29 protein-coding genes are annotated in these 25,502 nt (G+C 65.3%); 18 read left to right on the top strand and 11 right to left on the bottom strand.

The genetic code is table 11. The features are described from left to right. Nucleotides 1-23 precede the first annotated feature (23 nt). The 3 genes from GW587_RS09875 (at nt 24) to GW587_RS09865 (ending at nt 1,503) form a co-directional block, all read left to right on the top strand. On the top strand, nt 24-380 hold the full coding sequence (locus GW587_RS09875) for a DUF2946 family protein (RefSeq protein WP_166101805.1): 357 nt from the start codon (nt 24-26) through the stop codon (nt 378-380). Nucleotides 381-466: 86 nt separating this feature from the next. Then, nucleotides 467-1,072, top strand: coding sequence for an SCO family protein (locus GW587_RS09870; protein WP_166101802.1), 606 nt, complete (start codon nt 467-469; stop codon nt 1,070-1,072). Then, a complete protein-coding gene (locus GW587_RS09865; RefSeq protein ID WP_166101800.1) occupies nt 1,069-1,503 on the top strand; it encodes a copper chaperone PCu(A)C in 435 nt (144 codons plus the stop codon). The genes GW587_RS09870 and GW587_RS09865 overlap by 4 nt, the downstream gene beginning before the upstream one ends. Here GW587_RS09865 and GW587_RS09860 read toward each other — a convergent pair. After that, a complete protein-coding gene (locus tag GW587_RS09860) occupies nt 1,481-2,038 on the bottom strand; it encodes a hypothetical protein (RefSeq protein ID WP_166101798.1) in 558 nt (185 codons plus the stop codon). The genes GW587_RS09865 and GW587_RS09860 overlap by 23 nt on opposite strands. 129 nt (nt 2,039-2,167) lie before the next feature. On the opposite strand from GW587_RS09860, the gene GW587_RS09855 reads away from it, so the two are divergent. Beyond that, nucleotides 2,168-2,362 (top strand): hypothetical protein, encoded by a 195-nt coding sequence (locus GW587_RS09855; RefSeq protein WP_166101796.1) that lies wholly within the window; start codon nt 2,168-2,170, stop codon nt 2,360-2,362. Between the two features lie 179 nt (nt 2,363-2,541). Next, a complete protein-coding gene (locus GW587_RS09850; protein ID WP_166101793.1) occupies nt 2,542-3,912 on the top strand; it encodes an MFS transporter in 1,371 nt (456 codons plus the stop codon). Here GW587_RS09850 and GW587_RS09845 read toward each other — a convergent pair. Further along, nucleotides 3,909-4,829, bottom strand: a complete 921-nt coding sequence (locus GW587_RS09845) for an alpha/beta fold hydrolase (protein WP_166101790.1) — start codon at nt 4,827-4,829, stop codon at nt 3,909-3,911. The genes GW587_RS09850 and GW587_RS09845 overlap by 4 nt on opposite strands. Nucleotides 4,830-4,838: 9 nt before the next feature. After that, nucleotides 4,839-5,576, bottom strand: a complete 738-nt coding sequence (locus GW587_RS09840; protein WP_166101787.1) for a GntR family transcriptional regulator — start codon at nt 5,574-5,576, stop codon at nt 4,839-4,841. A 121-nt stretch (nt 5,577-5,697) separates the two neighbouring features. On the opposite strand from GW587_RS09840, the gene pcaB reads away from it, so the two are divergent. After that, nucleotides 5,698-7,074, top strand: a complete 1,377-nt coding sequence (pcaB, locus tag GW587_RS09835) for a 3-carboxy-cis,cis-muconate cycloisomerase (protein WP_166101784.1) — start codon at nt 5,698-5,700, stop codon at nt 7,072-7,074. Between the two features lie 22 nt (nt 7,075-7,096). Beyond that, nucleotides 7,097-8,455, top strand: coding sequence for a cation:dicarboxylate symporter family transporter (locus tag GW587_RS09830; RefSeq protein ID WP_166101781.1), 1,359 nt, complete (start codon nt 7,097-7,099; stop codon nt 8,453-8,455). A 15-nt stretch (nt 8,456-8,470) separates the two neighbouring features. On the opposite strand, the gene GW587_RS09825 is transcribed toward GW587_RS09830, so the two are convergent. Then, nucleotides 8,471-9,031 carry a thymidine kinase gene (locus GW587_RS09825; protein ID WP_166101779.1) on the bottom strand — a complete coding sequence of 187 codons (561 nt, stop codon included), beginning with the start codon at nt 9,029-9,031 and terminating at the stop codon, nt 8,471-8,473. Nucleotides 9,032-9,190: 159 nt separating this feature from the next. Here GW587_RS09825 and GW587_RS09820 point away from each other — a divergent pair, with 159 nt between their 5' ends. The 4 genes from GW587_RS09820 to GW587_RS09805 all read left to right on the top strand — a co-directional run bounded on the left by GW587_RS09820 (nt 9,191) and on the right by GW587_RS09805 (nt 12,498). Further along, nucleotides 9,191-9,469 carry a DUF4148 domain-containing protein gene (locus GW587_RS09820; protein WP_166101777.1) on the top strand — a complete coding sequence of 93 codons (279 nt, stop codon included), beginning with the start codon at nt 9,191-9,193 and terminating at the stop codon, nt 9,467-9,469. A 74-nt stretch (nt 9,470-9,543) separates the two neighbouring features. Next, the gene (locus GW587_RS09815) at nt 9,544-10,911 is read left to right on the top strand and encodes a pyridoxal-phosphate dependent enzyme (RefSeq protein ID WP_166101774.1); all 1,368 of its coding nucleotides are present in this window, start codon (nt 9,544-9,546) and stop codon (nt 10,909-10,911) included. Next, a complete protein-coding gene (locus tag GW587_RS09810; RefSeq protein WP_166101771.1) occupies nt 10,908-12,089 on the top strand; it encodes a trans-sulfuration enzyme family protein in 1,182 nt (393 codons plus the stop codon). The genes GW587_RS09815 and GW587_RS09810 overlap by 4 nt, the downstream gene beginning before the upstream one ends. Nucleotides 12,090-12,105: 16 nt before the next feature. Continuing rightward, a complete protein-coding gene (locus tag GW587_RS09805; protein ID WP_166101769.1) occupies nt 12,106-12,498 on the top strand; it encodes an HNH endonuclease signature motif containing protein in 393 nt (130 codons plus the stop codon). On the opposite strand, the gene GW587_RS09800 is transcribed toward GW587_RS09805, so the two are convergent. Together GW587_RS09800 and GW587_RS09795 are read right to left on the bottom strand one after the other, a co-directional pair. Beyond that, a complete protein-coding gene (locus tag GW587_RS09800) occupies nt 12,499-14,718 on the bottom strand; it encodes an acylase (RefSeq protein WP_166101767.1) in 2,220 nt (739 codons plus the stop codon). A gap of 25 nt (nt 14,719-14,743) precedes the next feature. Next, complete coding sequence (locus GW587_RS09795; RefSeq protein ID WP_166101765.1) at nt 14,744-15,568, bottom strand: ParB N-terminal domain-containing protein; 825 nt, start codon at nt 15,566-15,568, stop codon at nt 14,744-14,746. 310 nt (nt 15,569-15,878) lie between these two features. Between GW587_RS09795 and GW587_RS31245 the strand changes: the two genes are divergently transcribed. From GW587_RS31245 to GW587_RS09780, 3 genes are all read left to right on the top strand, one after another. Then, a complete protein-coding gene (locus GW587_RS31245; RefSeq protein ID WP_229259375.1) occupies nt 15,879-16,553 on the top strand; it encodes a PEP-CTERM sorting domain-containing protein in 675 nt (224 codons plus the stop codon). Between the two features lie 78 nt (nt 16,554-16,631). Next, on the top strand, nt 16,632-16,922 hold the full coding sequence (locus tag GW587_RS09785) for a hypothetical protein (protein WP_166101762.1): 291 nt from the start codon (nt 16,632-16,634) through the stop codon (nt 16,920-16,922). 266 nt (nt 16,923-17,188) lie between these two features. After that, the gene (locus GW587_RS09780) at nt 17,189-17,677 is read left to right on the top strand and encodes an FxDxF family PEP-CTERM protein (RefSeq protein ID WP_166101759.1); all 489 of its coding nucleotides are present in this window, start codon (nt 17,189-17,191) and stop codon (nt 17,675-17,677) included. Nucleotides 17,678-17,880: 203 nt separating this feature from the next. On the opposite strand, the gene GW587_RS09775 is transcribed toward GW587_RS09780, so the two are convergent. Continuing rightward, a complete protein-coding gene (locus tag GW587_RS09775) occupies nt 17,881-18,120 on the bottom strand; it encodes a hypothetical protein (protein ID WP_166101757.1) in 240 nt (79 codons plus the stop codon). Further along, nucleotides 18,113-20,680 carry an excinuclease ABC subunit UvrA gene (locus tag GW587_RS09770; protein WP_166101754.1) on the bottom strand — a complete coding sequence of 856 codons (2,568 nt, stop codon included), beginning with the start codon at nt 20,678-20,680 and terminating at the stop codon, nt 18,113-18,115. The genes GW587_RS09775 and GW587_RS09770 overlap by 8 nt, the downstream gene beginning before the upstream one ends. A gap of 170 nt (nt 20,681-20,850) precedes the next feature. On the opposite strand from GW587_RS09770, the gene GW587_RS09765 reads away from it, so the two are divergent. From GW587_RS09765 to GW587_RS09750, 4 genes are read left to right on the top strand one after another with little or no spacing between them, the layout of a single operon-like run. Next, on the top strand, nt 20,851-21,894 hold the full coding sequence (locus GW587_RS09765) for an acyl-CoA dehydrogenase family protein (RefSeq protein ID WP_166101752.1): 1,044 nt from the start codon (nt 20,851-20,853) through the stop codon (nt 21,892-21,894). Next, complete coding sequence (locus GW587_RS09760; RefSeq protein ID WP_229259374.1) at nt 21,882-22,703, top strand: PIG-L deacetylase family protein; 822 nt, start codon at nt 21,882-21,884, stop codon at nt 22,701-22,703. The genes GW587_RS09765 and GW587_RS09760 overlap by 13 nt, the downstream gene beginning before the upstream one ends. Continuing rightward, entirely contained in the window at nt 22,700-23,329 is a 630-nt protein-coding gene (locus GW587_RS09755) for a class I SAM-dependent methyltransferase (RefSeq protein WP_166101749.1), read from the top strand. The genes GW587_RS09760 and GW587_RS09755 overlap by 4 nt, the downstream gene beginning before the upstream one ends. Then, nucleotides 23,326-24,039, top strand: a complete 714-nt coding sequence (locus GW587_RS09750; RefSeq protein WP_166101746.1) for a glycosyltransferase family 2 protein — start codon at nt 23,326-23,328, stop codon at nt 24,037-24,039. The genes GW587_RS09755 and GW587_RS09750 overlap by 4 nt, the downstream gene beginning before the upstream one ends. A 22-nt stretch (nt 24,040-24,061) precedes the next feature. On the opposite strand, the gene GW587_RS09745 is transcribed toward GW587_RS09750, so the two are convergent. The 3 genes from GW587_RS09745 to GW587_RS09735 form a co-directional block, all read right to left on the bottom strand. Further along, nucleotides 24,062-24,307 carry a hypothetical protein gene (locus GW587_RS09745; RefSeq protein WP_166101744.1) on the bottom strand — a complete coding sequence of 82 codons (246 nt, stop codon included), beginning with the start codon at nt 24,305-24,307 and terminating at the stop codon, nt 24,062-24,064. 128 nt (nt 24,308-24,435) lie between these two features. Next, nucleotides 24,436-24,921: a Dps family protein gene (locus GW587_RS09740; protein WP_166101741.1), complete on the bottom strand. Its 486-nt coding sequence runs from the start codon at nt 24,919-24,921 to the stop codon at nt 24,436-24,438. Between the two features lie 86 nt (nt 24,922-25,007). Continuing rightward, nucleotides 25,008-25,445 (bottom strand): PAS domain-containing protein, encoded by a 438-nt coding sequence (locus GW587_RS09735; protein ID WP_166101739.1) that lies wholly within the window; start codon nt 25,443-25,445, stop codon nt 25,008-25,010. Nucleotides 25,446-25,502 lie beyond the last annotated feature (57 nt).

The raw sequence follows: 25,502 nt of genomic DNA, 5'->3' as shown, positions 1-25,502 counted from the left end.
CGGTTTCATTCTATAATTGCCGAATGGGTAAACTCCTCCAGCATCGGCGCCTGCACAGCCTGATCGTCTCCATGGCGATCCTGCTGAACCTGTTCGCGCCGGCGATCGGCAAGGCGGTCACGTCGCTGTCGCCGGAAACGCTGTTGCTGGAGATGTGCAGCGCCGCCACCCCGGCGCCGGCCAAGCAGCAGGCGCATGCCGGCAAGCATTGCGCCTTCTGCGCCACCCACCTCGACAGCTACGCGCCGCCGCCCCACGCGGCGGGCCTGCAGGCCGTGCTGCGCGGCCACGACGCCTACCCTACCCTGCACGCCGCCGTTCCGGCGCCGCGTCCGCTCTGGTCCAGCGCCCAGCCGCGCGGCCCGCCCGCGCTTTCCTGATCGCGCAGCACTTCACAGCACGCCAGCCGCGCCGTCGCGCGCCGCCGCCGTGCACCCGCCTCATCAGATACGCAGGACACCGAATCATGCAACGACGTTTATTCCTCACCACGCTGGCCGCGCTGCCGCTGGCCGCCCATGCGGCGCCGGCCTTCACCGGCATCGACATCACCGGCAGCAGCATCGGCCCCGACTACAAACTCTCCTACGGCAACGGCAAGCCGGCCTCGCTGAGCGACTTCAAAGGCAAGTACGTGCTGCTGTTCTTCGGCTTCACCCAGTGCCCGGACGTGTGCCCGACCGCGCTGGCGCGCGCGGTCGAAATCAAGCGCCTGCTCGGCCCCGACGGCGACAAGATCCAGGTGGTGTTCGTCACCGTCGACCCGGAACGCGACACCGGGCCGCTGCTGGCGGAGTACATGCGCGCCTTCGACCCCGGCTTCGTCGCCGTGCGCGGCACGCTGGAACAGACCGCCAAAGCGGCGGCCGACTTCAAGATCTTCTACCGCAAGGTGCCGACCGGCAGCTCCTACTCGATGGACCACACCGCGCTGACCTATGTGTTCGACGCCAACGGCAAGATCCGCCTCGCGCTCAAGCACGAGCAGACCGCGCAACAGTGCGTCGCCGACCTGCGCCAGTTGATGAACCCGAAAAAAGAAACCAGCTTCCTGAAAGGACTGTTCCAATGAAAAAACTGATCTCCCTGCTGCTGCTCGCAGCCCTTCCCGCGCTGGCCCAGGTGACCGTCGGCGAACCGTGGGTGCGCGCCACCGTCGCCCAGCAAAAAGCCACCGGCGCCTTCATGACGCTAACCTCGACCCAAGGCGCGCGGCTGGTGTCGGCCAGCTCGCCGGCCGCCGGCGTGGTCGAGGTGCATGAAATGAAGATGGCGGACGACGTGATGCGCATGCGCCAGCTGCCCGCGCTGGACTTGCCGGCCGGCCAAACCGTCGAACTCAAGCCGGGCGGCTATCACATCATGCTGCTGCAACTGAAGCAACCGCTGAAGGAAGGCGACAAAGTGCCGCTGACGCTGGAGATCGAGGATGCGCAGAAGGTGCGCAGCCAGATCGTGGTCGACGCCCCGGTCAAGCCGCTCAACGCGGCGGCCAGGCAGTAAGCAGGCCCGACACGCCGGCCGCCCACCAGGCCGCGCCGGCGATCAGCAGATACGGCCACGAGCGCAGCGAGATCTTCCAGTCGACGCTGGACGGCCAGCAGGCCAGGAATTGCGGCGCCACCGCGAACGCCAGCGCCACGTCGACCCACTGGAATTGCAAGCCGCTGCGGGTGCGCCACCACGCCACCATGAACGGCAGCACCACCACCACGAACGGCGCCAGCGCCGACGGCGCGGCGTTGTACCAGCGTACCCGCGTCAGGCGCACCGAGCCCAGTTCCCAGCCCTGCCCGACCCGGCGCGGAATCACCGTAAAAGCCGCCGGCCGCGCGCCGGTCAGCAATCCGGCGACGAAATGCGCCAGCTCATGACAGATGGTACCGGCCAGCGTGAACAGGAAAAAGAAAGGATGCCGCGCCGACAAGGCGCGGATCAGCAGCGCCAGCAGCAGGGATGGCGCCAGGTAATACAGGATGTCGCGATGGTGGCACAGCCACGCCGGCGCGAGCGCGTTACATTCAAACAGGCTGCTCATGGCCGCATCCTCGCACGGCCGCCGCAGGGCGTCAAATCGCGCCCTGCGGAACAGCGCAAGGGACTTTTTTAATGCGGCGTTAATACTCGGTTCTCTATCATCGGAGTCGTACCAGACCGAGATATAGACATGACACAAACGTTCAAAATCAGCTGCGCAATGGGCCTGATCCTGATGGGATTCGCCGCCCTGATCAACTCGGTACTCAACGAATCCGCCTTCGACAGCTGCCTGGTCGACATGACCCGCAACGGCGGCAGCGTGCAAAAAGCCGTGGACGCGTGCAGCCAGGCCGAAAAACAGCGCCACCCCGCCTCAAGCTGACAGCTCCGCCCGGACCGATCGGCCGGCTTGTTGTCAGACAACCATTTCCCGCACACCTTTGGTGCACCCATATAAAAATCAACAAGTTAAACGTTTAATCGCTCAAAATTATGAGTTATGTAGTTGTATGATGTCTGATATCTGGGCTATGATCGTCGCATCAAAAGTAAGGAGACCGCATGACCCCGCATCAAGCTTCCCCAACAAAAGTCCGCTGGACCATCCTGGCGATCCTGTTCGCCGTGACAACCATTAATTACGCCGACCGCGCCACCATCGCCATCGCCGGCCCCGAGCTGAAAAAGCTGCTGGGCCTGTCGCCGGTCGAGATGGGCTTCGTGTTTTCCGCCTTCGCTTGGTCCTACGTGCTGGCGCAGCTGCCGGGCGGCTGGCTGCTGGACCGCTTCGGCTCGAAGATCACCTATTTCTTCAGCATCTTCCTGTGGTCGCTGTTCACCATGTTGATGGGCACGGTCGGCTTCTTCACCGGCGCCGCCGCGCTGGCCACGCTGATCGGATTGCGACTTTTGGTAGGCGCCGCCGAAGCCCCTTCCTTCCCCGGCAACAGCCGTATCGCCTCGGCCTGGTTCCCGACCGCCGAACGCGGCACGGCCGCCGCCATCTTCAACTCGGCGCAATATTTCGCCACCGTGCTGTTCGCGCCGCTGATGGGCTGGCTGGTGCACAGCTTCGGCTGGCAGAGCGTGTTCTTCGTCATGGGCGGCCTCGGCATCCTGATGGCCTTCATCTGGCTGAAGATGGTCTACGGCCCGAAGGACCACCCGCGCATCAACGCGGCGGAGCTGGAATACATCGCCGCCGGCGGCGCGCTGATCGACCTGGAAAGCAAAGACAAGGTCGCGGCCACCACCAAGCTCGACACCTGGTCCTGCATCAAGCAGCTGCTCGGCAACCGCATGCTGCTGGGCGTCTACATCGGCCAGTATTGCATCAACACGCTGACCTACTTCTTCCTGACCTGGTTCCCGGTCTACCTGGTGACCGAACGCCACATGACCATCCTGAAAGCCGGCTTCATCGCCGCGCTGCCGGCGGTGGCGGGCTTCTGCGGCGGCGTGCTGGGCGGCGTCATCTCGGACAAGCTGATCAAGTCGGGCAAATCGCTGTCGGTGGCGCGCAAGACGCCCATCGTGTGCGGCATGATGCTGTCGATGTCGATGATCGTCTGTAACTACGTCGACGCCGACTGGATCGTCATCATGGTGATGTCGATCGCCTTCTTCGGCAAGGGCATCGGCGCCTTGGGCTGGGCGGTGGTGGCGGACACTTCGCCGAAGGAAGCCGGCGGCATGAGCGGCGCGCTGTTCAACACCTTCGGCAACACCGCCGGCATCACCACCCCGATCGTGATCGGATACATCCTGCAGCAGACCGGTTCGTTCTCCGGCGCGCTGGTGTTCGTCGGCGCCAACGCGCTGGTGACGGTGCTGTGCTACCTGTTCATGGTCGGCGAGATCAAGCGCTTCGAGTTCAAGACGCCTGTGATGCGCACCATCGATCCAGTGACCGGCGCCGTCAAGCCGGTCTAAGTTTGACCGCCGCCGCGGGCCACCGCGGCGGCGCTGCTGTCGTAGGAAAATCCATGCTGCTGGAGGATCGCCACCAGCTCGTGCGGATCGCCGCCGAGCCGGAGATTCTCCGCCACCCAGCCCAGCCATTCGGGCGACACCTCCATCCCCTGCTCCTCAATTTCGACGCCCGCGATCAGGCGCGCCAGCAGCGCGTTGATGCGTTTGGTGTCGATCAGGTGCTGCACCACCGCGTGGCCCGAATACGGATACGGATACAAGGTGCAGTTGCCCAGCGCCGCCAGCCGGTGCGCGTGCATGGCGTCGAGATTGACGGATTCGGTGGCGTTCGCGCTATCCGGCCGGGTGCCGAACAGGATGTGCAGCGCGGTGTTCCCGCGCGGCAGCAGCGCCAGGTCGTAATAGCCGGACGCCGGCGGATCGCGCGCCAGGTCGCGCATCACCGCCAGCCAGCGGCGCTCGTGATACAGCAGCGCCTGCGCGGCGTCGAGGAAGGAGAGCGGGCCGAAGGCGATCACGCTGTCCGCCTTTAGCAGCAGCCCGTACATGACGGCGGCGTAGGCACCCATCGACTGGCCAATGGTGATGACCTTGGCCGGCGCGATGGCCGCGATCAGCGCGCGCAGGCTCGCCGCCGTCTGGTCCGGATGCGCGCCGAGGCCCTCGATATTGCGGTGATACCAGGCGTTGCCGGAATCACGCACCAGCACCTTGTTGATGTGGCGGCCGCTGGTCTGCTCCAGCTTTTTCAACCGCCCGTAGAAATCGAAATTCGGCCGCGTCTCCCACGACACGAAACCGAACGCGATCACCAGGATCTCGCCCGGCACCACGCGGTCGACCAGCACATCCTCGGTGCTGGTGTGGACGCGCCGGTTATCCAGCGGCGGCAGGTCGGTGACCGGGGATATCGTCATCGGCAAGCGTCATTCCGACCGCTGCAAACGCATCGCGACGGCGAAACGATCGCTCGGATGCACCGTGACCGACGCCTCGAATATCTTCCCCGACGCATCGAAATATTGCCGCACGATCTCCAGCCCCGCCATGCCCGCCTGCGCCTGCAAGGCCCGCGCCTCCGGCTCGGCCAGGCTGACCGCCTTCACCACCTGGCGGATCTCGGCCACGCGCCGGCCGTAACGGCGCTCGATCAGCGTGCTGACCAGGGTATCCGGCTCCGCCCTGACCACCTCGGCGATGTCCGCGAACTCCGGATTGACGTAGACATCGGTCCAGCCGATCGGCCGCTGCGTCTCGCCGTCCACGCGCAGGCTGGAGATCTTCAGCCACTGCGCGCCGCTGACACAGCCCAGCGTCTTGGCCAATTCTCCACCCACCACGCTGACGTCGATCGACTGCACCACCCTGCGGTTGGTGCTGCCGAACTGGATCAAGTCTTCAAGCGAGCCCAGCGAAGGGCGGAAATCGTTCTTCGGCGCGGCGGACTCGACCCGCGTGCCGGCGTTCTTTTTTCGCGACACCAATCCCAGTTGCTGCAACTCGTGCAGCGCGGCGCGGATCGTGTGACGGCTGGTGCCGTAGGTGCCGCACAACTCCAACTCGCCCGGCAGCACGCTGCCGACGGGAAAGCGGCCGGCGGCGATGCCTTCGGTCAGGTCGCGGGCGATATCGGCGAAGTGCGGCTTGCTGGTGTTTTTTTCCATGATGCTCGAATTCTACGACAAATAGTCCTTGATTTATATGTCCGGACATACTAAATTGCGATCATGTCCGGACATATTGAGATCCGGACCACCACCCCACCGATCTGAAAGAGGAGACCCCATGTCCAGCAAACACATCCCGATGGCCAGCACCGTCGTCGATTCCATCCTGTTCCGCGACGCCTTCGGCACCGCCGAAATGCGCAATCTGTTCTCCGACCACGCGCTGATCCAGCGCTACATCGACACCGAAGTCGCGCTGGCCAAGGCCGAGGCGCGCGCCGGCGTGATCCCGGCGGAAGCGGCCGAGATCATCGCCCGCGAATCGACCATCGAGCGCATCGACTTCGACCACATGCGCGAGGAAACCGACATCGTCGGCTACCCGATCCTGCCGCTGGTGCACCAGCTGGTCGCCATGTGCGGCGACGCCGGCCGCTACGTGCACTGGGGCGCCACCACCCAGGACATCATGGACACCGCGGTCGCGCTGCAGGTGCGCGACGCGCTCGACGTGGTCGACCACGACATCCGCGCGCTGCGCGCCATCCTGGCCGACCTGGCCCTCAAGCACCGCGACACGCCGATGGCCGGCCGCACCCACCTGCAGCAGGCGCTGCCGGTCACCTTCGGCTACAAGGTCGCGATCTGGCTGGCGATGTTCGACCGCCACCAGCAGCGCCTGGCCGAATTGCGCCCGCGCGTCGCCGTGGTCCAGTTCGCCGGCGCCGCCGGCACGCTGGCCTCGCTGGGCGACAAGGGTTTCGCAGTGCAGCAAGCGCTGGCCGAGGAACTGGGACTGGGCGTGCCGGCCACCACCTGGCACGTCGCCCGCGACGGTTTCGCCGAGGCGGTCAACCTGCTGGCGCTGATCACCGGCTCGCTGGGCAAGATCGCGCTGGACATCATGATCATGGCGTCCACCGAATTCGCCGAGGTCTACGAGCCCTTCGTCAAGGGACGCGGCGCCAGCAGCACCATGCCGCAGAAGCGCAACCCGATCTCCAGCGAGCTGATGCTGGCCGCGTCCAAGGCGGTGCGCCAGCACGCCGGCCTGATGGTCGACGCCATGGTGCAGGATTTCGAACGCGCCACCGGCCCGTGGCATGCGGAATGGATCGCGATCCCGGAAAGCTTCATCCTGACGGCCGGCGCGCTGCACCAGGCCAAGTTCGCGCTGGGCGGCCTGATCGTCGACGCCGCCCGGATGACGCACAACCTCGGCATCACCAAGGGCCTGATCGTGGCCGAGGCCGTGATGATGGGCCTGGCGCCGCACACCGGACGCCAGCAGGCGCACGACATCGTCTACGACGCCTGCCGCACCGTCAACACCCAGGGCGGCACGCTGGCCGAGGCCCTGGCCGCGCTGCCGGCGGTGACCGCGCACTTCGACCGCGCCACCATCGACCGCCTGACCGATCCGGCCAACTACCTGGGCCTGGCGCCGCAGATGGTGGACCGGGCGCTCGAGCTATCGCGCGCCGTCGGCGCCTGATCTAACACGGAGGAGACAAAAAATGACAAACCATTCCACCCCGGCCGACGTCTTGGCGTCGCCCAAGAAGCTGCCCTGGTATCGCAAGCTGGGCATGCAAGTGCTGGTGTCGCTGCTGCTCGGCATCCTGGTCGGCTTCGCGTTTCCGAAGTTCGCCAGCCAGCTGAAGCTGCTCGGCGACATGTTCCTCGCGCTGATCAAATGCGGCGTCGCGCCGCTGGTGTTCCTCACCATCGTGCACGGCATCGCCTCGGCGGGCGACGTCAAGAGCGCGGGCCGGGTGGGCTGGCGCGCCATCGTCTATTTTGAAGTGGTGTCGTCCATCGCGCTGGTCATCGGCATGCTCGCCGGTAACCTGCTGGAGACCGGACGCGGCATGACGGCGGTCGCCGGCGCCGTGCCGCCGCCCGCCGCCGCCAAGGCCGCGCCGCAGGGCTTCCTGGAGTTCATGGCGCACATCATCCCGGACAATTTCGTCGGCGCCTTCGCCAAGGGCGAGCTGTTGCAGGTGGTGGTGCTGGCGGTCACGATGGGCATCGGCATCCTGGCCATCCCAGAAGACAAGCGCGTCAAGATCAACGTCGGGCTGGACTATATTTCCGAAGTGCTGTTCTCGTTCATCAACCTGGTGATGAAGCTGGCGCCGATCGGCACCTTCGGCGCGGTGGCCTACTCGGTCGGCAGCAGCGGCGCCGCCGTGCTGATCGCCCTGACGCAACTGGTGCTGAGTTTCTACGGCGTGGTATTCCTGTTCATCGCGGTGGTGCTGGGCACGATCGCCCGGCTGTGCGGCTTCAGCCTGTGGCGCTTCCTCCGCTACATCAAGGACGAAATCTTCATCGTGCTCGGCACCGCCTCGTCGGAAAGCGCCCTGCCACGGCTGCTGATCAAGCTGGAACGCCTCGGCTGCGGCAAGCAGACGGTGGGCCTGGTGCTGCCGACCGGCTACGCCTTCAACCTCGACGGCACCTCGCTGTTCATGTCGATGGGCGTGATGTTCATCGCCCATGCCTACGGCGTGCCGATCACGCTGGAGCAGCAGATCGGCATCCTGCTGCTGATGCTGCTGACGTCCAAGGGCGCGGCCACCGTCTCCGGCGGCTCGTTCGTGGTGTTCGCGGCGACGGTGACGTCGACCGGCATCCTGCCGATCGAAGGGCTGGCGGTGATCTTCGGCGTCTACCGCTTCATGTCGATGGCCATCGCCACCTGCAACACCATCGGCAACAGCGTGGCGACGGTGGTGATCGCCAAATGGTCGGGCACTTTCGACGCCGCCGTGGCGGAGCGCCATTTGTATCCGGAACGTTTTCCTGATACGGCGGCGGCCGACGCCGACCAGCGGCAACCACGCGGCGTGCCGATGACCAAGGCCGGCTAAGCCGGCGCACGGTGATTAGTGGCTGTCTGTGTAAAAGCAGCGGCCACAAGCCTGCAAATAACTCTCGTTGCCGCCGATGCTGATCTGCTCGCCGTCCTTCAGGCGCTTGCCGTGCTCGTCGACGCGGATATTCATCGTCGCCTTCTTGCCGCAACTACAGATGTTCTTCAATTCTTCGATATCGTCCGCCAGCGCCAGCAGATAGGCCGACCCCGGGAACGGGTCGCCGCGGAAATCGGTGCGCAAGCCGTAGCTGATGACCGGAATCCCGCGTACCTGCGCCAGCTGGTGCAGCTGCTGCACTTGCAGCGTGGTCAGGAACTGCGCCTCATCGATCAGCAGGCAGGCGATCTTCTGGTCGATCTTTTCCAGGAAGTTGGTCTCGGCGTCGAACACCTCGGTGTCGCGCTGCGGACCGAGCCGCGAGGTGACCTTGCCGACGCCGTAGCGGTTGTCGATCGCGGCCGTGAACAGGCGCACGGTCTGCCCCTGCTCCTCATAGTTATGCGCCACCTGCAACATCGCCGTGGATTTGCCCGCGTTCATCGCAGAGTATCGGAAATAAAGTTTTGCCACCGCTGCCTTCTAAAAAGTGCCTTTTCAAGTGCGGAATTATAAACCGGGGACCACGCCGATTGGCGACGCCTATCATGGCGATAGATATTATTAGCTATCTATTTAATCGGATACGCTTTAATATCACTCCATCGACTTTCCACTTATAGGAGCAACACCATGAAAACCATCGCCATCGCCGCCGCCTTCCTGTTCGCTTCCGCCGCCGTGTCGGCCCAGGAAAACTATTCGGGCAACACCGACTTCGTGTCGACCAAAACCCGCGCCGAAGTCAAAGCCGAACTGAAACTGGCGCTGGAACGCGGCGAAGTGGTCTCCGGCGAACAATATCCGAACGCCATCCTCGACAAAGCACCACAAGCCAAAACCCGCGCCGAGGTGAAAGCCGAGCTGGCCGCCTACCGCAAAACCAAGCACGACGCCGACACCAGCCTGTAATCCCGGCCGCTCTCCACGGAGAGCAACGTCGGCCGAAAAAGCGCATACTTGCCTGAAACTTCAGGAGACCAGGTATGCGCGACCCTGCATTATTCAACCTCATCGGCAACACTCCGCTGGCCGAGATCACCCGTCTCGACACCGGCCCCTGCCAACTCTTCCTCAAGCTTGAATCTCAGAATCCCGGTGGCTCGATCAAGGACCGCATCGGCCTGGCCATGATCGCGGCGGCCGAGCGGGACGGCCGGCTCAAGCCCGGCGGCACCATCATCGAAGCCACCGCCGGCAACACCGGCCTCGGCCTGGCGCTGGTCGGACGGTTGAAAGGCTACCGCGTGCTGCTGGTGGTGCCGGACAAGATGTCGACCGAAAAAGTGCTGCACCTGAAGGCGCTCGGCGCCGAGGTCCGCACCACCCGCTCCGACGTCGGCAAGGGCCATCCCGAGTATTACCAGGACTACGCGGCGCGGCTGGCGGCCGAAACACCGGGCGCTTGGTTCGCCGACCAGTTCAACAATCCCGCCAACCCGCTGGCGCACGAAACCACCACCGGCCCGGAGATCTGGGAACAGATGGCGCACAACGTCGACGCGATCGTGGTCGGCGTCGGCTCGTCCGGCACGCTGACCGGCCTGACGCGCTACTTCCGCCGCGTCGCGCCGCAGGTCGAATTCATCCTGGCCGATCCCAAGGGCTCCATCCTGGCCGAATACGTCGCCACCGGCCACGTCTCGGAGACCAGCGGCTCATGGGCGGTGGAAGGCATCGGCGAAGACTTCATCCCCGCCATCGCCGACATGAGCGGCGTGACCAAGGCCTACACCATCGCCGACCAGCAAAGCTTCGACACCGCGCGCCTGCTGCTGCGCGAGGAAGGCATCCCGGGCGGCTCGTCGACCGGCACATTGCTGGCGGCCGCGCTGCAATACTGCCGCGAACAGACCACGCCCAAGCGGGTGGTCAGCTTCGTCTGCGACACCGGCACCCGCTACCTGTCCAAGGTCTACAACGACGGCTGGATGCGCGACCAGGGCCTGCTGCCGCGCAAGCCGCACCACGATCTGCGCGACCTGATCGGCCGCCGCCACGACGCCGGGGAAGTCATCAGCGTCACGCCCGAGGATACGCTGATGATCGCCTTCAACCGCATGCGCGCCGCCGACGTGGCGCAGCTGCCGGTGCTGTCGGGAGGTAAACTGGTCGGCATCATCGACGAATCCGACCTGCTGCTGACGGTGGAACAGCAGCCGGAGCGCTTCAACAGCCCGGTCGGCGCCACCATGACGCGGCGGCTGGAACTGCTGCCGCCGTCGGCCGACCTGCACGCGCTGCGCGCCACGCTGGAGCGCGGCCTGACCGCCGTGGTGGCCGACGCCGATACCTTCTACGGACTGATTACCCGCTACGACCTGCTCAACCATCTGCGAAGGACGCTATCTTGACTCAAGCAACCGCCAAAAAAGCCGCCCTGGCCACGCGCGTGATCCACGCCGGCCAATCGCCCGACCCATCGACCGGCGCCATCATGCCGCCGATTTACGCCACCTCCACCTTTGTGCAGGAAAGCCCCGGGGTGCACAAGGGCCTGGACTACGGCCGCTCGCACAATCCGACCCGCTGGGCGCTGGAACGCTGCGTCGCCGACCTGGAAAGCGGCGCGCAGGGTTTCGCCTTCGCCTCCGGCCTGGCCGCGATTTCAACGGTGCTGGAGCTGGCCGACGCCGGCTCGCACATCATCGCCGGCGACGATATGTACGGCGGCACCTACCGCCTGTTCGAGCGCGTGCGCCGCCGCAGCGCCGGCCATGACTTCACCTACGTCGACCTGACCAAGCCGGAAAACCTGCTGGCCGCGCTCAAGCCGGAGACCCGGATGGTCTGGGTCGAGACGCCGACCAATCCGATGCTGAAACTGGCGGATCTGCAGGCGATCGCCAAAATTTGCCGCGAACGCGGCATCATCGCGGTGGCCGACAACACTTTCGCCAGCCCGCTGGTGCAGCGGCCGCTGGAACACGGCTTCGACATCGTGGTCCACTCCACCACCAAATATCTGAACGGCCACTCCGACATCATCGGCGGCATCGCGGTGGTCGGCGGCGAGCCGCACCAGGCGGCGTGGCGCGAGCAGCTGGCCTTCCTGCAAAACTCGGTGGGCGCCATCGCCGGACCGTTCGACAGCTTCCTGGCGCTGCGCGGCGTGAAGACGCTGGCGATCCGCATGGAACGCCATTGCCAAAGCGCGCTGGAACTGGCCGGCTGGCTGGAAGCGCAGCCGGAGGTCCGCAAGGTGTACTACCCCGGCCTGGCCTCGCATCCGCAGCACGCGCTGGCCAAGCGGCAGATGGACGGCTTCGGCGGCATCATCTCGATCGACCTGAACACCGACCTGCCCGGCGCGCGCCGATTCCTGGAGCGCTGCGAAGTATTCGCGCTGGCCGAAAGCCTGGGCGGCGTCGAAAGCCTGATCGAACATCCGGCGCTGATGACGCACGCCTCCATCCCGGCGGCGCAGCGCGCGGCGCTGGGCATCGGCGACGGCTTGATCCGGCTATCGGTGGGAATCGAAGATATAGAGGATTTAAGGGCCGATATTCGCAGTTCGCTGGATGCGATTTAACTGCTAACATCCGGGCATGGAACTCATACTGATCATCGTCGGCGTCATCGCCCTGGGCTTCGCCTACTCGTTCTTCGTCGCCGGCGCCAAGCCGGTGAAGGGCAGCGATTTCTACAAGGTCTCGAAGGATGGCCGGGTGCTGATCGCCGCCGGCCCCAAAGTCAGCGTGCTCAAGCCGACGCTGTACCCGCAGGGCTTGAAGGTCAAGCTGCGCGGCGGCGCGCGCATCGGCGAGTTTTTTGTCCACGACCTGGTGGCGGAGGCCTTCCTGCCGAATCCCGCCGGCCTGCCGGCGGTGCGCCACCGCGACGGCAACGTCCGCAACAACGCCATCGACAACCTGGAATGGTTCACGCCCGCCGAAGCGCCGCAACCGGAGCCGGCGCCGCTGCGCTATCCGCTGCCCTGATCATTCGCCCGGGTGGTAGCGGCGCTCCAGGTGCTTCTCCACATCCGCCTTGTAGAACAAGACGTCCTTGAATTCGCCGCGCGCATACATCTCCGCCTGGTCGTAGAAGTGCGGCGAGGCCGGATCGCCGCTCTGCCCTCCGGCCAGGATGCTGCGCGCCTTGATGCGCGGCCCGAACTCCACCGCCGCCACGAAGCTGTTGCCACGCTCGCCGTAAATGCGCTTGGTCTTGGTCCTGGAGGTCATGCCGTAGGCGGCCAGCGAGCCCCAGTTGGCCGACGCGAACGCCACCGGCAGGCTCGGTTTGCTGTCGTCGAAAGGCTGCACCACGTCGCCGGTCAGGCGCTGGAAGCGATTGATCTCGCCCCACGGCGTGCGCCAGTCGCCGAAATCGGCGGCCAGCTTGGCCGATGCGCGCTCCAGCGCCTCCAGCCGCTGACGCGGCGTGATCGCGGCCTGGATGTAATCCAGCACCGGCACCTCGCGCGCCTTGGCCGCCGGCGTGTAGGTGGTGCTGAGGTCCTGCAACCAGAAGATGCCCAGCGAGGTCGGCGTCGAGGTCAATGAGTAGCGTATGTCCCAGCCGCGCAGCGCGGCGATCTGCGGCGCCAGCCGCGCCTTGAACTCGTCGCCGGCCGGCAGCTCGTCCCAGGCCGCGAACAGCTGCGGCAGCAGCGGCTCGAAGGCCGTCAGCTGGGTGTCGTAGGCGGCCGCGATCATGCTGGCGATGGTGAAGCCCTTCTTGTTTTCCAGTACCCGCACCGCATGGATGCCGCGCGCGTTCTCCGGGTTCATCGACATGTACGCCGGATAGTCTTTCGCCTTCGGGCTGTAAGGACCGGCCGCCGTGTAGGGCCAGTTGTTGGTGTTCTGGATCCAGCCGTTCTTCGGATTGAACAGCGTGATGGTCTCCTTGACCGCGTGCAGGCCTTGCCACTCGGTGGCCGGATCGCTGCCGTCGACCGGATGCTTCCAGTCGAACTTCGGAACGCGCTTCGGAATGAAATTGCCGTGGAAGTAGGCGATATTGCCGTCCGCGTCCGCGTACACGGTGTTGTTGGACGAGTTGGTGCGCAACTCCATCGACTTGTAGAAGTCCTTGTAGTTGCGGGCCTTGGTGCGGATGAAGGATTGCGTCAGCGCCTTCAGCGGCTCGTTCATCAGGCGCACGGCGATCCACTTGCCGTCCTTGGCGCGCACGATCGGGCCGTGATGGCTGTAATACACAGTGACCGTCTTGCTGGCCGTGCCGCTCGCGCTTTTATATGGCAGCTCGATGTCGACCGCCTTCAGCGGCCGCAGCTCGTCGCCGTACTTGTAGAAGAACGCGCCATCCTTCTCGCTGATGGTTTCCAGGTATTCGTCGATGACGTCGCCGCCGCCGGAGGTGTGCATCCAGCCCAGGCGGTCGTTGAAGCCCTGGTAGACGAAGAACTGCCCCCAGGTCACGGCGCCGTAGGCGTTCAGGCCCTCGTCGCTGTGGACCTGCACTTCGGGACGGAAGTAGAAGGAGGTGTGCGGATTAATCAGCAGCAGCGCGCGGCCGGACTTGCTTAGCGACGGCGCGATGGCGAAGCCGTTCGAGCCGCCCGGCTCCCTCTCCGGCTCCACCTCCGACGCCGACACCAAAATCGGCGGCGGCAGCGGCAGGCGGGCACCCCTGCCGTACAGCTCTTCCAGCTGCTTGAGGTCGATGGTCTCGATGTCGCCGCCGATGCTGCCCTCGCTGAAGCTGAGCGCCATCCACGGTTCGAAACGCGTGATCAGCGCCGGCTTCACCTCGGAGTGCGTGGCCAAATAGTAGTTCAAGCCGTCGGCGAAAGACACCATCAGCTTCTTCAGCCACGCCGGGCTGGCCGCGTACTGGCGCTTCAGTTCATCCGGGTTGATGAACAATTTCATGCGCAGGTCGCGATACAGCTCGGTCTCGCCCTGCACTTCGGCCAGGCGGCCCATGGCGTTGATGTAATTGAGTTCGACCCGGTGGAAATCGTCCTCGGCCTGCGCGTACATCAGGCCGAACACCGCATCGGCGTCGGTCTTGCCGTAGACGTGGGGGATGCCCCATTTGTCGCGCAGGATGGTGACGCGCTGCGCGGCGGCTTTCAGACGGGCCGTCTCGGCCGCCGGGGCCTTGTCGGCCACGGCCGGCGCAGCCACCGCCCCCGCGCTGATCGAAATAAAACACATCAAAGCTAACGAGGTGTGCAGTCGCTGCATGGGCAAGGCTCCGGGTGGGGGTGAATTAGCTGGCGTCGATCAGTTCCGAGATGCGCAGTTGCAGCGCGGTGATTTCCGCACGCAGGGCGGCGTTCTTTTCCTTGAGCGCGGCGTTTTCCGAGCGCAGTTCGTCGACCTCGGTCATCGGCCGGCCATATTCGCCCTCCTTCGGCTCCTTGGCCGGACGCGAGGCGGCGCGCAGTTCGCGCACTTCCTTGGCGGCCTTCTGCAACTCCTTCTTGCCGCCGGCGACCGCCGCCACCTGCTCCGCTTCCGACAGCGACGCCACCGTGGCCGCCGCGTTGATCGAAATCGTCCCGGCGCGCACCGCCTCCACCAGTTCAGGGGTGGCGGTCTTCTGGATCTTCTCGATCTGGCCGATGGTCGCGCTGCTCAGGCGGGCGGCGCGGGCGATGTCTTCGCGCGAGGCGAGCGGCATCGCGGCCGGCTTGGCCTTGGTTGCTTCGCCTTCCGGCGGCGCGATCGCGGCGTCCTCGGCGGCCGCCTGCGTCGCCAGCTCGACGGCGCGGGCCGCCATGATTTCCTTCTTGCGCAGCGCCAGCACGCCGCGCTGGAAGTCGGAAATGCTGCGGCGGCCAAGGTTGTTATCGATCATCCACAGCTTGACGTCGTCCAGGCTGCGGAAACTGGTGTTTTCCGTCACCTTGAACGGAATGCCGTGCTGCTGGCAGATCTGGTAGCGGTTGTGGCCGTCGACCAGCACGTCTTCCCACAACACCAGGGCGTCGCGGCAGCCTTCCACCAGGATGCTGCGCTCCAATGCCTGATACTCGCTTTCGGTCAGCGGTTCGATATAGGCGCGCAACACGTCGTTAATTTTGATTTGCATAGCTATCCTTGAAGTACCGGCGCGGGCCCTGCCCGAGCGCCGTCCAGCATGCTACACCATCCGGCCGCCAGGACCAAAATCGAACTGACGATGTTACTAAGTCAGTTTTAAGAATTCTTCATTAATATACCAACCAGTCAAAAGTGCTTTCTCCGCCAATTGACCAAAAGCCCCGACTGGTTTGCCGCCTGTTCGGGGCTTTGCTTTTTTGTATCAACGCAACAAAAAATTCATTATCGCAATGACATTTTGCTGCAATCATGATATCTTTGATGTATTGGAGTAAATATTAATTCTCAGGAGAAATATCATGATGAAGCAAACCACCCTCAAGCTTGCCGCTTTCGCCGCCGCCCTGGCCTTCAGCGGCGTCGCCGGCGCGACCGTCACCCTGACCAGCCAGTACACGCTGAATACCACGGTGGTGCCGGTCACCGGCCAGAGCAACGAATACACCTTCAACTACAGCATCACCAACAATAACCAAGGCTACGCCTACACCCAGACCGGCCTGGACGGATTCACGATTTACATCCCGACCGCCGCCACCGTGATCAGCGCGACCGAGCCGGTGTCGTACATCGCCAACCAGGGCGTCTGGACCAAGGGCCCGAGCCCGGCGCTGGATCTGTCGTACGGCGGCGATACCTCGCAAAACATGGTGGCGCCTGCCGGTTATCAAGCCTATACGTTCTGGGGTCAGAACACCGGATCGGTCTATCAGCTGGGCAGCACCGCCACCTTCAGCATCACGCTGGGCAACGTCTCGGTCGGCAACAACACCGTCGGCATTTCCACCTACTTCGGCGGCTACGGCGTGCCGACCGGCCAGGATTACGTCCACAACCAGTACGGCAACTACACCACCTTCACCACCAACGCCTTGTCGGCCGTGACCGCGGTACCGGAACCGGAAACCTACGCCATGCTGCTGGCCGGCCTGGGCGCCATCGGCTTCATCGCGCGCCGCCGCCGCCAGGTCTGAGTCGCCGCCGCCCCATGAAAAACGCGCTACGGCGCGTTTTTTTATGCGATTATTCGTTTCCCACAATGAGGATTTAACATGGTTAATTACATCATCCGCGTTGCGTACACGGAAGCGCAAGCCGGCACCTACGATCAATTGAATACGGAGTTGGCGAAATACAATGTCGCAGGCGCCATCAAGGCCGATGACGGCAAGGGCTACTATCTGCCGCTGGGCGAATACTGCTACAGCGGCGTCGAGCCGATCAATGAAGTCCGCGATTCCATCCACCGCCTGGCCGCCTCGATCCAGCCGGAACCGCTGGTGCTGGTGATGGAGATCACCACCCTGGCATGGAGCGGCTTCAAGCTGGTCGATCCCGTCTGAGCACCGTCCGCACCACCGCAAAGCCCGCAAATCTGCGGGCTTTTTTTATGACTATCGCCATCGCAATAAATAGTAGAAAAATTCAATAGTTTCTAACCGCACAAAATATCATTCATGCAATTAAATTATTCATATGGCAATGCTATGCTGGTATCTCTTCTGCTCAGCTTGTTAGCCGGCACGGGGTATGCCGACGGGCCGAAGATACATTCATAATCATATGGGAGGTATCGTAAATGTTTAAACAAATCGCCGCCGCAACCCTCATGCTTTGTGCCGTAGCGGGCGCATCAGCCACCACCTACAACCTCGGCACCTTGCCGCTGGCGCCAGCCAGCTATGGTGATTTCATCAGCTACGGTCCGGACACTGTATTCGAGGATCTGTTCAACTTCAGCGTTCCCGACGGCACACTCGGCGTCTCGGCCAATATTTTGGCGGTCACCAGCGTCACCAACACCAACGCCTTCGCCTACCACATTAGCGATCTGAGCTATTCGATCTGGCAGGGCAACACCCAGATCGGCCTCACCCACAGCGGCGGACTGATCCCGACCTATACCGCATTGGCGGCCGGGAGCTATACGGTGAAAATCGCCGGCGAATCCGATGGCCAATTCGGCGGCATCTATGGCGTCAACCTGGCGGTGACCCCGGTGCCGGAACCGGCCACCTACGGCTTGATGCTGGTCGGCCTCGGCCTGCTGGGCCTGGCCACACGGCGCCGCGACGCGGCCAACGACAAGTTCATGTAAACGACGGGATTTTCCTCGGCCGGACGCCGTCGGGTACGGCGTCCGGCTTTTTTAATGCGCGGAGACGGTGCGCAGGAATACGATCACATAGCCCGCGACGGACAAGGCCACGGCGATGGCGGCGATTACGATCAATACCTTCACTACTTTTTGCGATGCCATGACTGAGCTCTGAAAATGTTGGAGCCGGCAATGGTAACAGACTAAGCGCCCTGGTCGTTCTTGAACAGGCCGCGCACATTGGTCATCGTCAGGCACAGCTGCAAGGCGATCAGCGCATACGCCTCGTCATGCCAGCCCCACGCGATCCACAACACATTGCTGACCAGGAAGCTGATGAAACCCAGCTTGCGCCGATTCGCGTGGGCGGACGACACCAGCACACCGGCGCCCACCGTGACCGCCATCGCCGGCCATTGCAGCACATCGATCCAGTCACCCATGGCTATCCTCCAGCGCGCGCCGCAGATACGGGCCGGTGCGGCTGGCCGGGTTGGCCGCCACCTCGGCCGCCGTGCCCGCCGCCACGACGCCGCCGCCCTCCTCGCCCGCGCCGGGACCGATGTCGATCACCCAATCGCTGTCGGCCAGCACCTGGACATTGTGCTCGACCACGATCACCGTGTTGCCCGCCGCGACCAATCCGTGCAGTTGCAGCAGCAGCAAATCGATATCCGACGGATGCAGGCCGGTGGTCGGCTCGTCCAGCACGTACAAGGTGTCGCCCCGGCTGGCGCGTTGCAGCTCGGTGGCCAGCTTGATGCGCTGCGCTTCGCCGCCGGACAGTTCGGTGGCCGGTTGCCCCAGCCGCAGATATCCCAGGCCGACCGCGCGCAGCACATCCAGCGCGTGGCGCAACGGCGCCTCTTTCTCGAAAAATTCCCAGGCCGCGTCGACCGTCATCGCCAGCACCTCGGCGATATTGTGCTCGCGGTAGCGTACCGCCAGCGTCTCGGGGTTGTAGCGCGCGCCTTCGCATTCGGGACATGGCGCGTAGACGCTGGGCAGGAACAGCAGCTCCACCATCACGAAGCCTTCGCCGGAACAGTGCGGGCAGCGGCCCTTGGCGACGTTGAACGAAAAGCGGCCGGCATCGAAATGCCGCGCGCGCGCCGAACGGGTGGCGGCGAACAGCTTGCGCACGTGGTCGAACAAGCCGGTGTAGGTGGCCAGGTTGGAGCGCGGCGTGCGGCCGATCGGTTTCTGGTCGACCTGCACCAGCCGGCGTATGCCGTCCATGCCGGCGGTCACGCGGCCTTGCAGCACGCCGCTGTCGGCGTCCTGATGCAGCTCGTCGGCCGCATCGGCCGGCTCCGGCGGCGCGCTCGTGCCCAATTGTGCCTGCACCAGCTGCACCAGCGCCTGGCTCACCAGGCTGGATTTGCCGGAGCCCGACACGCCGCTCACGCTGGTCAATACGCCGAGCGGGAAATCGGCGTCCAGGCCGGTCAGGTTGTTGCGCACCACGCCGCGCAGACGCAGCCATCCAGTCGGCTGACGCGATGCGCGTGGCGCGCCGGACCGGCGCGCGGCACGCGCATGGTGGCCGGCGGACCGGAACAGATACTGCGCGGTGCGCGACTCCGCCACGTCCGCCAGTCCGGCCGGCACGCCGCTGTACAGCACCTGGCCGCCATGCTGCCCCGCCTTCGGTCCGACATCGACGATCCAGTCCGCGTGACGTATCACCTCGAGCGCATGTTCGACAACGAACAAGGAATTACCGGCCGCCTTCAACCGGTCCAGCGCCCGCAGCAGCGCCTCGGTGTCGGCCGGATGCAAACCGGCCGAAGGCTCATCCAGCACATACACCACGCCGAACAGGCTCGAACGCACCTGCGTCGCCAGGCGCAGGCGCTGCAACTCGCCGGGCGACAGCGTCGGCGTGCCGCGCTCCAGACTCAAATAACCCAGCCCCAGATCGAGCAGCACCGCCAGCCGCGCCAGCAGATCGGCCGCGATACGCTGGGTGACGATGGCTTTTTCAGGATGCTTCGCCGCCGCCTTGACGCCAGCGCCGCGCTCCGCATAAGGCTGCAGCAACTGCGCCAACCGCTTCAGCGGCAAGCGCCCGATCTCGGTGATGTCAAAGCCCGCGAAGCGCACCGACAAGGCCTCGGCACGCAGGCGCTTGCCGTCGCACTGCGGGCAATCCATCCCCACCAGATATTGCGCCACACGTTTTTTCATGATCGCGCTTTCCGTGCCGGCGAACGTTTGCAGCACATACTTGCGCGCCCCGGTGAAGGTGCCCTGATAGCTCGGCGTCTCCTTGCGCTTGTGCGCGCGGCGCGCCTCGGCCGGCGTCAGGCCGGCGTAGACCGGGACCGTCGGCTGCTCGTCGGTGAACAGGATCCAGTCACGGGTTTTCTTCGGCAGCTCGCGCCAGGGCGTATCGACGTCGTAACCCAGCGTGACCAGGATATCGCGCAGGTTCTGTCCATGCCACGCGGTCGGCCAGGCCGCCACCGCGCGTTCGCGGATGGTCAGGCTGTCGTCCGGCACCATCGAACGCTCGGTCGCCTCGTACACCCGCCCCAGGCCATGACAGCGCGGGCAGGCGCCTTGCGGCGTATTGGGTGAAAACGATTCCGCATACAGCAGCTCCTGGCCGCGCGGATAATCGCCGGCGCGGGAATACAGCATGCGCAGCGAATTGGACAAGGTGCTGACGCTGCCGACCGACGAACGCGTGGTGGGCGTGCCGCGCTGCTGCTGCAACGCGACCGCCGGCGGCAAGCCGTCGATGGAGTCGACCTCCGGCACCGCCATCTGGTGGAACAACCGCCGCGCATACGGCGACACCGACTCCAGATAGCGCCGTTGCGCCTCGGCGTACAGCGTGCCGAAGGCCAGCGACGACTTGCCCGAGCCGGACACCCCGGTGAACACCACCAACGCATTGCGCGGAATATCGACATCCACGTTCTTCAGATTGTGCTCCCGCGCGCCGCGCACCTGGACATATCCATCGAAATCGGTACCGGATCGGGAACGGGGCATGGTGCATCCTTGGGATGATAAAACCCAAGCATGCGGGAAGCGCGTCTGAAGGTATGTGCGATGCCTCACCACGCCGCGCAGATGGGCGCTCGGTGTGCGGGCGAACAGACGCGGGGTCCGCGCGGCGGCACCATCGACGCACGACAACCAACCGCCGAGTGGACCACGCCATGCCCGATCAACCGATGCCTCCGCAACACCCGCCAACCGCCCCGGTGGCGGAGCTCGGCCTGGCGCTGGCGCGCATGGACCGCCGGCAGCCGCCGGGTCAACAGCTGCTGCAACTGATCGACGCCGGTCTGGATCGGCTACCGCTGCCGGGCGGCGGCGAGACGCTGCGGCGCTGGGAGTGCCTGGCGCTGGTGGCGCGCCATGATCTGAGCCTGCTCAAGCTATATGAGGGCCATACCGACGCGCTGGCGATCCTGGCCGAACTGGGTGCGACAACGCCGCCTCGCTCCGCCTGGGGCGTCTGGTGCGCCGAGCCGCCCGGTCCCGGCGTCACGCTGCGCCGCTCCGGTGCCGACGGCTTCGTGCTGTCGGGCCGCAAGCACTGGTGTTCGGGCGCGGCCACGGTCAGCCACGCGCTGGTCAGCTGCACGGACGAAAACGGCGCCCGCCATCTGGCGGCGGTGGCCATGGGCCAACCCGGCGTCATGGTGACGCAGGAAGGCTGGCACGCGGTCGGCATGGCCGCCTGCGACAGTGTCGACGTCAATTTCCAGGACGCGAAAGCGATGCCGGTCGGCGTGTCGGAAGCGTATCTGAACCGGCCGGGCTTCTGGCATGGCGGCGCCGGCATCGCCGCCTGCTGGTACGGCGCGGCGCAAGGCCTGGCCGACTACCTGCACGCGGCGCTGCGCGGCCAGGCCGCCGCCGATCCGCATCGGCTCGCGCATCTGGGCCATGTCGACATCGCGATGGAGGGCGCGGCCGCGCTGCTGCGCGAAACCGCCGCCGCCATCGATGCCGATCCCTATGCCGACGCATCCACGCCGGCATTGCGCGCGCGGCTGGCGGTTGAAGCGGCGGCGACCACGGTGCTGACCCACGTCACGCGCGCGCTGGGCGCCGCGCCGTTGTGCCGCGATCCGGACTTCGCGCGGCTGGCAGCCGATCTTCCGGTCTTTTTACGCCAAAGCCATGCCGAGCGGGATCTGGCGGCGCTGGGCGGCATGTTGTCCCAACAGGAGCATTCACCATGGCTGTTATGAGCGCGGTCCAAGCTGACGCCGCACTGGCGCCGCAAGCGTTTTTGCCGGAGCCGCCGTCGCGCCGGATCGAAGGCCATGGCACGCCGGACGCCGCCTGGCAGGCCTGGGGCGGCCTGGCCGACCTGCCGCCGGTGAGCGCGGCCACGCTGGTGCCGCCCGGCGGCCGCGCCATCATCATCGCGCCGCATCCGGACGACGAAGTGCTGGCCTGCGGCGGCTTGATGCAGCTGCTGCATGCGCAAGGCACGCGCACGGTGCTGTTGGCGGTCACCGACGGCGACGGCAGCCATCCCGGCTCCGCGCTGCTGCCGCCGGCCGCGCTGGCGCGCTTGCGTCCCCAAGAAACGCTGGCCGCATTGCGCGTCCTCGGCCTCGACACCGCCACACCGCAGGTGGTGCGCGCGCGGATCGCCGATGGCCGCGTCTCGGCCGAAATCGAACAGCTGCAAACCCTGCTGCAACAGCTGCTGCGCCCCGGCGATACGGTATTCGTCACCTGGCGCCAGGACGGCCATCCCGACCACGAAGCCTGCGGTTTGGCCGCCGCGCTGGCGGCCCGTCTGTGCCGCGCCACGCTGGTCGAAATGCCGGTGTGGAGCTGGCACTGGGCCGCGCCGGGCGACGCCCGCATGCCATGGCGTCGCGCGCGCCGGCTGGAGTTGAGTCCCGAGGTCATGCAGCGCAAGCGCCAGGCGGTCGCCTGCTTCCTCACGCAACTGCAGGACGACCCGTCCACCGGCAAGCCGGCGATACTGCCGCCGCACGTGCTGGCCCGCCTCCTCCACCCCTACGAAATCTACTTCACATGAACAGCCAATCGGACGCCAGCGTCCAGCATTTCCAGCAGATCTACCAGCAGGATGCCGATCCGTGGAAAGTCCGCCAACGCTGGTACGAGCAGCGCAAGCGCAGCGTGCTGCTGGCCTGCCTGCCGGACCAGCGCTATCGCCGCGCGTTCGAGCCGGCCTGCGGCAACGGCGAGCTGACGGCGGCGCTGGCGCAGCGCGCCGAGCACCTGAGCGCCAGCGATATGTCGCCCGAAGCGGTGCGGCTGACGCGCCAGCGCCTGCAACGCGAAGATCCGAGCGACGCTTCCCGCGTCACGCTCGACTGCCAGCGCATGCCGGACGAATGGCCCGACGACGCCAACTTCGACCTGATCGTCATCAGCGAGATGTTGTACTACCTGCGCGAGCCTGACCTGCTGCGGCTGCGCCAGCGCTGCATCGACAGCCTGGCGCCGGGCGGCGCGCTGCTGCTGTGCCACTGGCGCCGTCCGTTCGACGACCGGCTGACCGGCACCGACGTCGTGCACCAGTTGTTCGGCGAAGCTGCCGCGCTGCACCACCTGACCCGCTACGCCGACGACGACTTCGTGCTCGACGTCTGGTCCAACAACGCGGCATCGGTGGCGCAGCGGGAGGGATTGGCATGATAGGCATCGTCATCCCCGCCCACAATGAAGAACTGTATCTGGACGACTGCCTGCGCGCCGCGCGCATCGCCGCCGTTCATCCCGCGCTGCACGGCGAGACGGTGCGCGTTGCGGTGGTGCTGGACAGCTGCACCGACGGCTCGCGCCGGATCGTCGAACAGCATGCCGCGCAAAGCGCGGGCGGCGCATTCCGCATCGAACACCTGAGCGTCGACGCGCGCAATGTCGGCACCGCGCGCGCCGTCGGCGTCGAGCATCTGCTGCGCGACGGCGCGCGCTGGCTCGCCTTCACCGATGCCGACACCAAGGTCTCCCCGGCATGGCTGGTGGAACAGCTACGTTTGAATGTGGACGTGGTGTGCGGCACGGTGGGCGTCGACGACTGGTCGCCGCATTGCGACAACGCCGAGGCCTTGTGCCTGCACTTCCAGAACAGCTACACCGACGCCGATGGGCACCATCACATCCATGGCGCCAACATGGGCGTCTCGGCGACGGCCTACCGGCTGGCGGGCGGCTTCAAGCCATTGGAATGCAGCGAGGATGTGGCGCTGGTTGAAGCGCTGGAGCGGATCGGCGCCCGCTTCGCCTGGAGCGCCGCGCCGCGCGTCACCACCAGCGCGCGCTGCGACGCCAAGGCGCGCGGCGGCTTCGGCGACACGCTGCTGCGCTACGCGGCCAGCGCCCGCGCCGAATTCGGCGCGTCCTGAAGCCGGCCGCGCGACGGAAGCGTTAGTGATAGTTGCGGCGGTTGTAGCGCGCGTACTCCTTGCAGCGGATGTCGTAGATGCCGCATTCGACCGCCATCAGCACCGCCGTCTGGCGGTCGCGGAAGCCCATGATGTCGGGGCGCCGCATCGGCGCCTCGCCCTCCTGCCACAGCACGCGGTATTCGGGCAGCCAGACGCCGTCCTGCTCGAACGCGGATGCCTCGACGCTGATGTCGTTGAAGGTGGTTTTCATTGCCTCGGTTGTCATGGTGATTCTCCTTTGGTTCATTGAAGAATACTCCAGTGATGAGACGCCAAATGTTTGCCAGCGCACACATCGATCAAGCCAACAAAAAAGCCGCCCGGAGGCGGCCTGTGCCAATGCAACGCTTGTGATCATTCTTCCAACAGGCTGCGCAGCATCCACGCGGTTTTCTCGTGGACGTCGAGGCGCTGGGTCAGCAAGTCGGCGGTTGGCTGGTCGTTGGCGTCGTCCACCAGCGGCAGCAGTTTGCGCGCGGTGCGGGCGGTGGCTTCCTGGGCGTTCACCAGGTGACGCACCATGTCCAGCGCTTTCGGCACGCCTTCGACTTCCTTGATGGTCGCCAGCTTGACGAATTCGGCATAGGTGCCCGGCGCGGCGTAGCCGAGCGCGCGGATGCGTTCCGCGATCAGGTCCAGCGCGGTCCATTGCTCGGTGTACTGCGCCATGAACATCTGGTGCAGGCTGTTGAACATCGGACCTTTGACGTTCCAATGGAAATTGTGCGTCATCAGGTACAGCGTGTAGCTGTCCGCCAGCAGGCCGGACAGGCCTGCGGCGATGTTGGCGCGGCTTTCTTCGGAAAGGCCGATATCGATCTTGGGTGCTTTGGTGTCCATCGTTCAGTTCCTTCTGTAGAGACTAGACCTTTTATTGTATCCGCAACGGGCCGAAGACGTCTGCTCGCCAGAATGGAGAGGCGCCGCTACGTCGCCACCGCCTTGGCCGCCGCCTCCAGTTGCGCCACGCGGGTGCGCAACTGGCGCTCGTCGGCCCAGCGCACGGTTTCATCGCGCACCATCGCCACGATGGCGGTCACCTTGCGGGCGTCGTCGTACAGCATCGCCACCGTGAACGCGATCGACAGCGTGCGCCCGTCCTTGTGCAGCGCCGGCACCCGCAGCACGTCGCTGCCGTAGCGGGTCTCGCCGGTCGCCATCGATTTGTTGTAGCCGTCCCAGTGGCGCTGCCGCTGCCGCTCCGGGATGATCAGGTCCAGCGACTGTCCCAGCGCGTCATCGCGCGTGAAGCCGAACATCCGCACCGCCGCATCGTTCCAGACGATGATCGCGCCGGCCGCGTCGCACACCACCACCGCGTCGCCGATGGCTCCCACCAGCTGTTGGTAATCCACATTCTGCATGGCTGACTCCAAAATAAACGAGGGCGGAACCAGTCCGCCCTCCGTTGTTGGCTAGCT

This window comes from Duganella aceris (assembly GCF_011090165.1).
Lineage (GTDB): Bacteria > Pseudomonadota > Gammaproteobacteria > Burkholderiales > Burkholderiaceae_D > Rugamonas > Rugamonas aceris.
The sequence above is the reverse complement of the archived record's forward strand: the minus strand, read 5'-3'. Positions and strand labels throughout refer to the sequence as shown.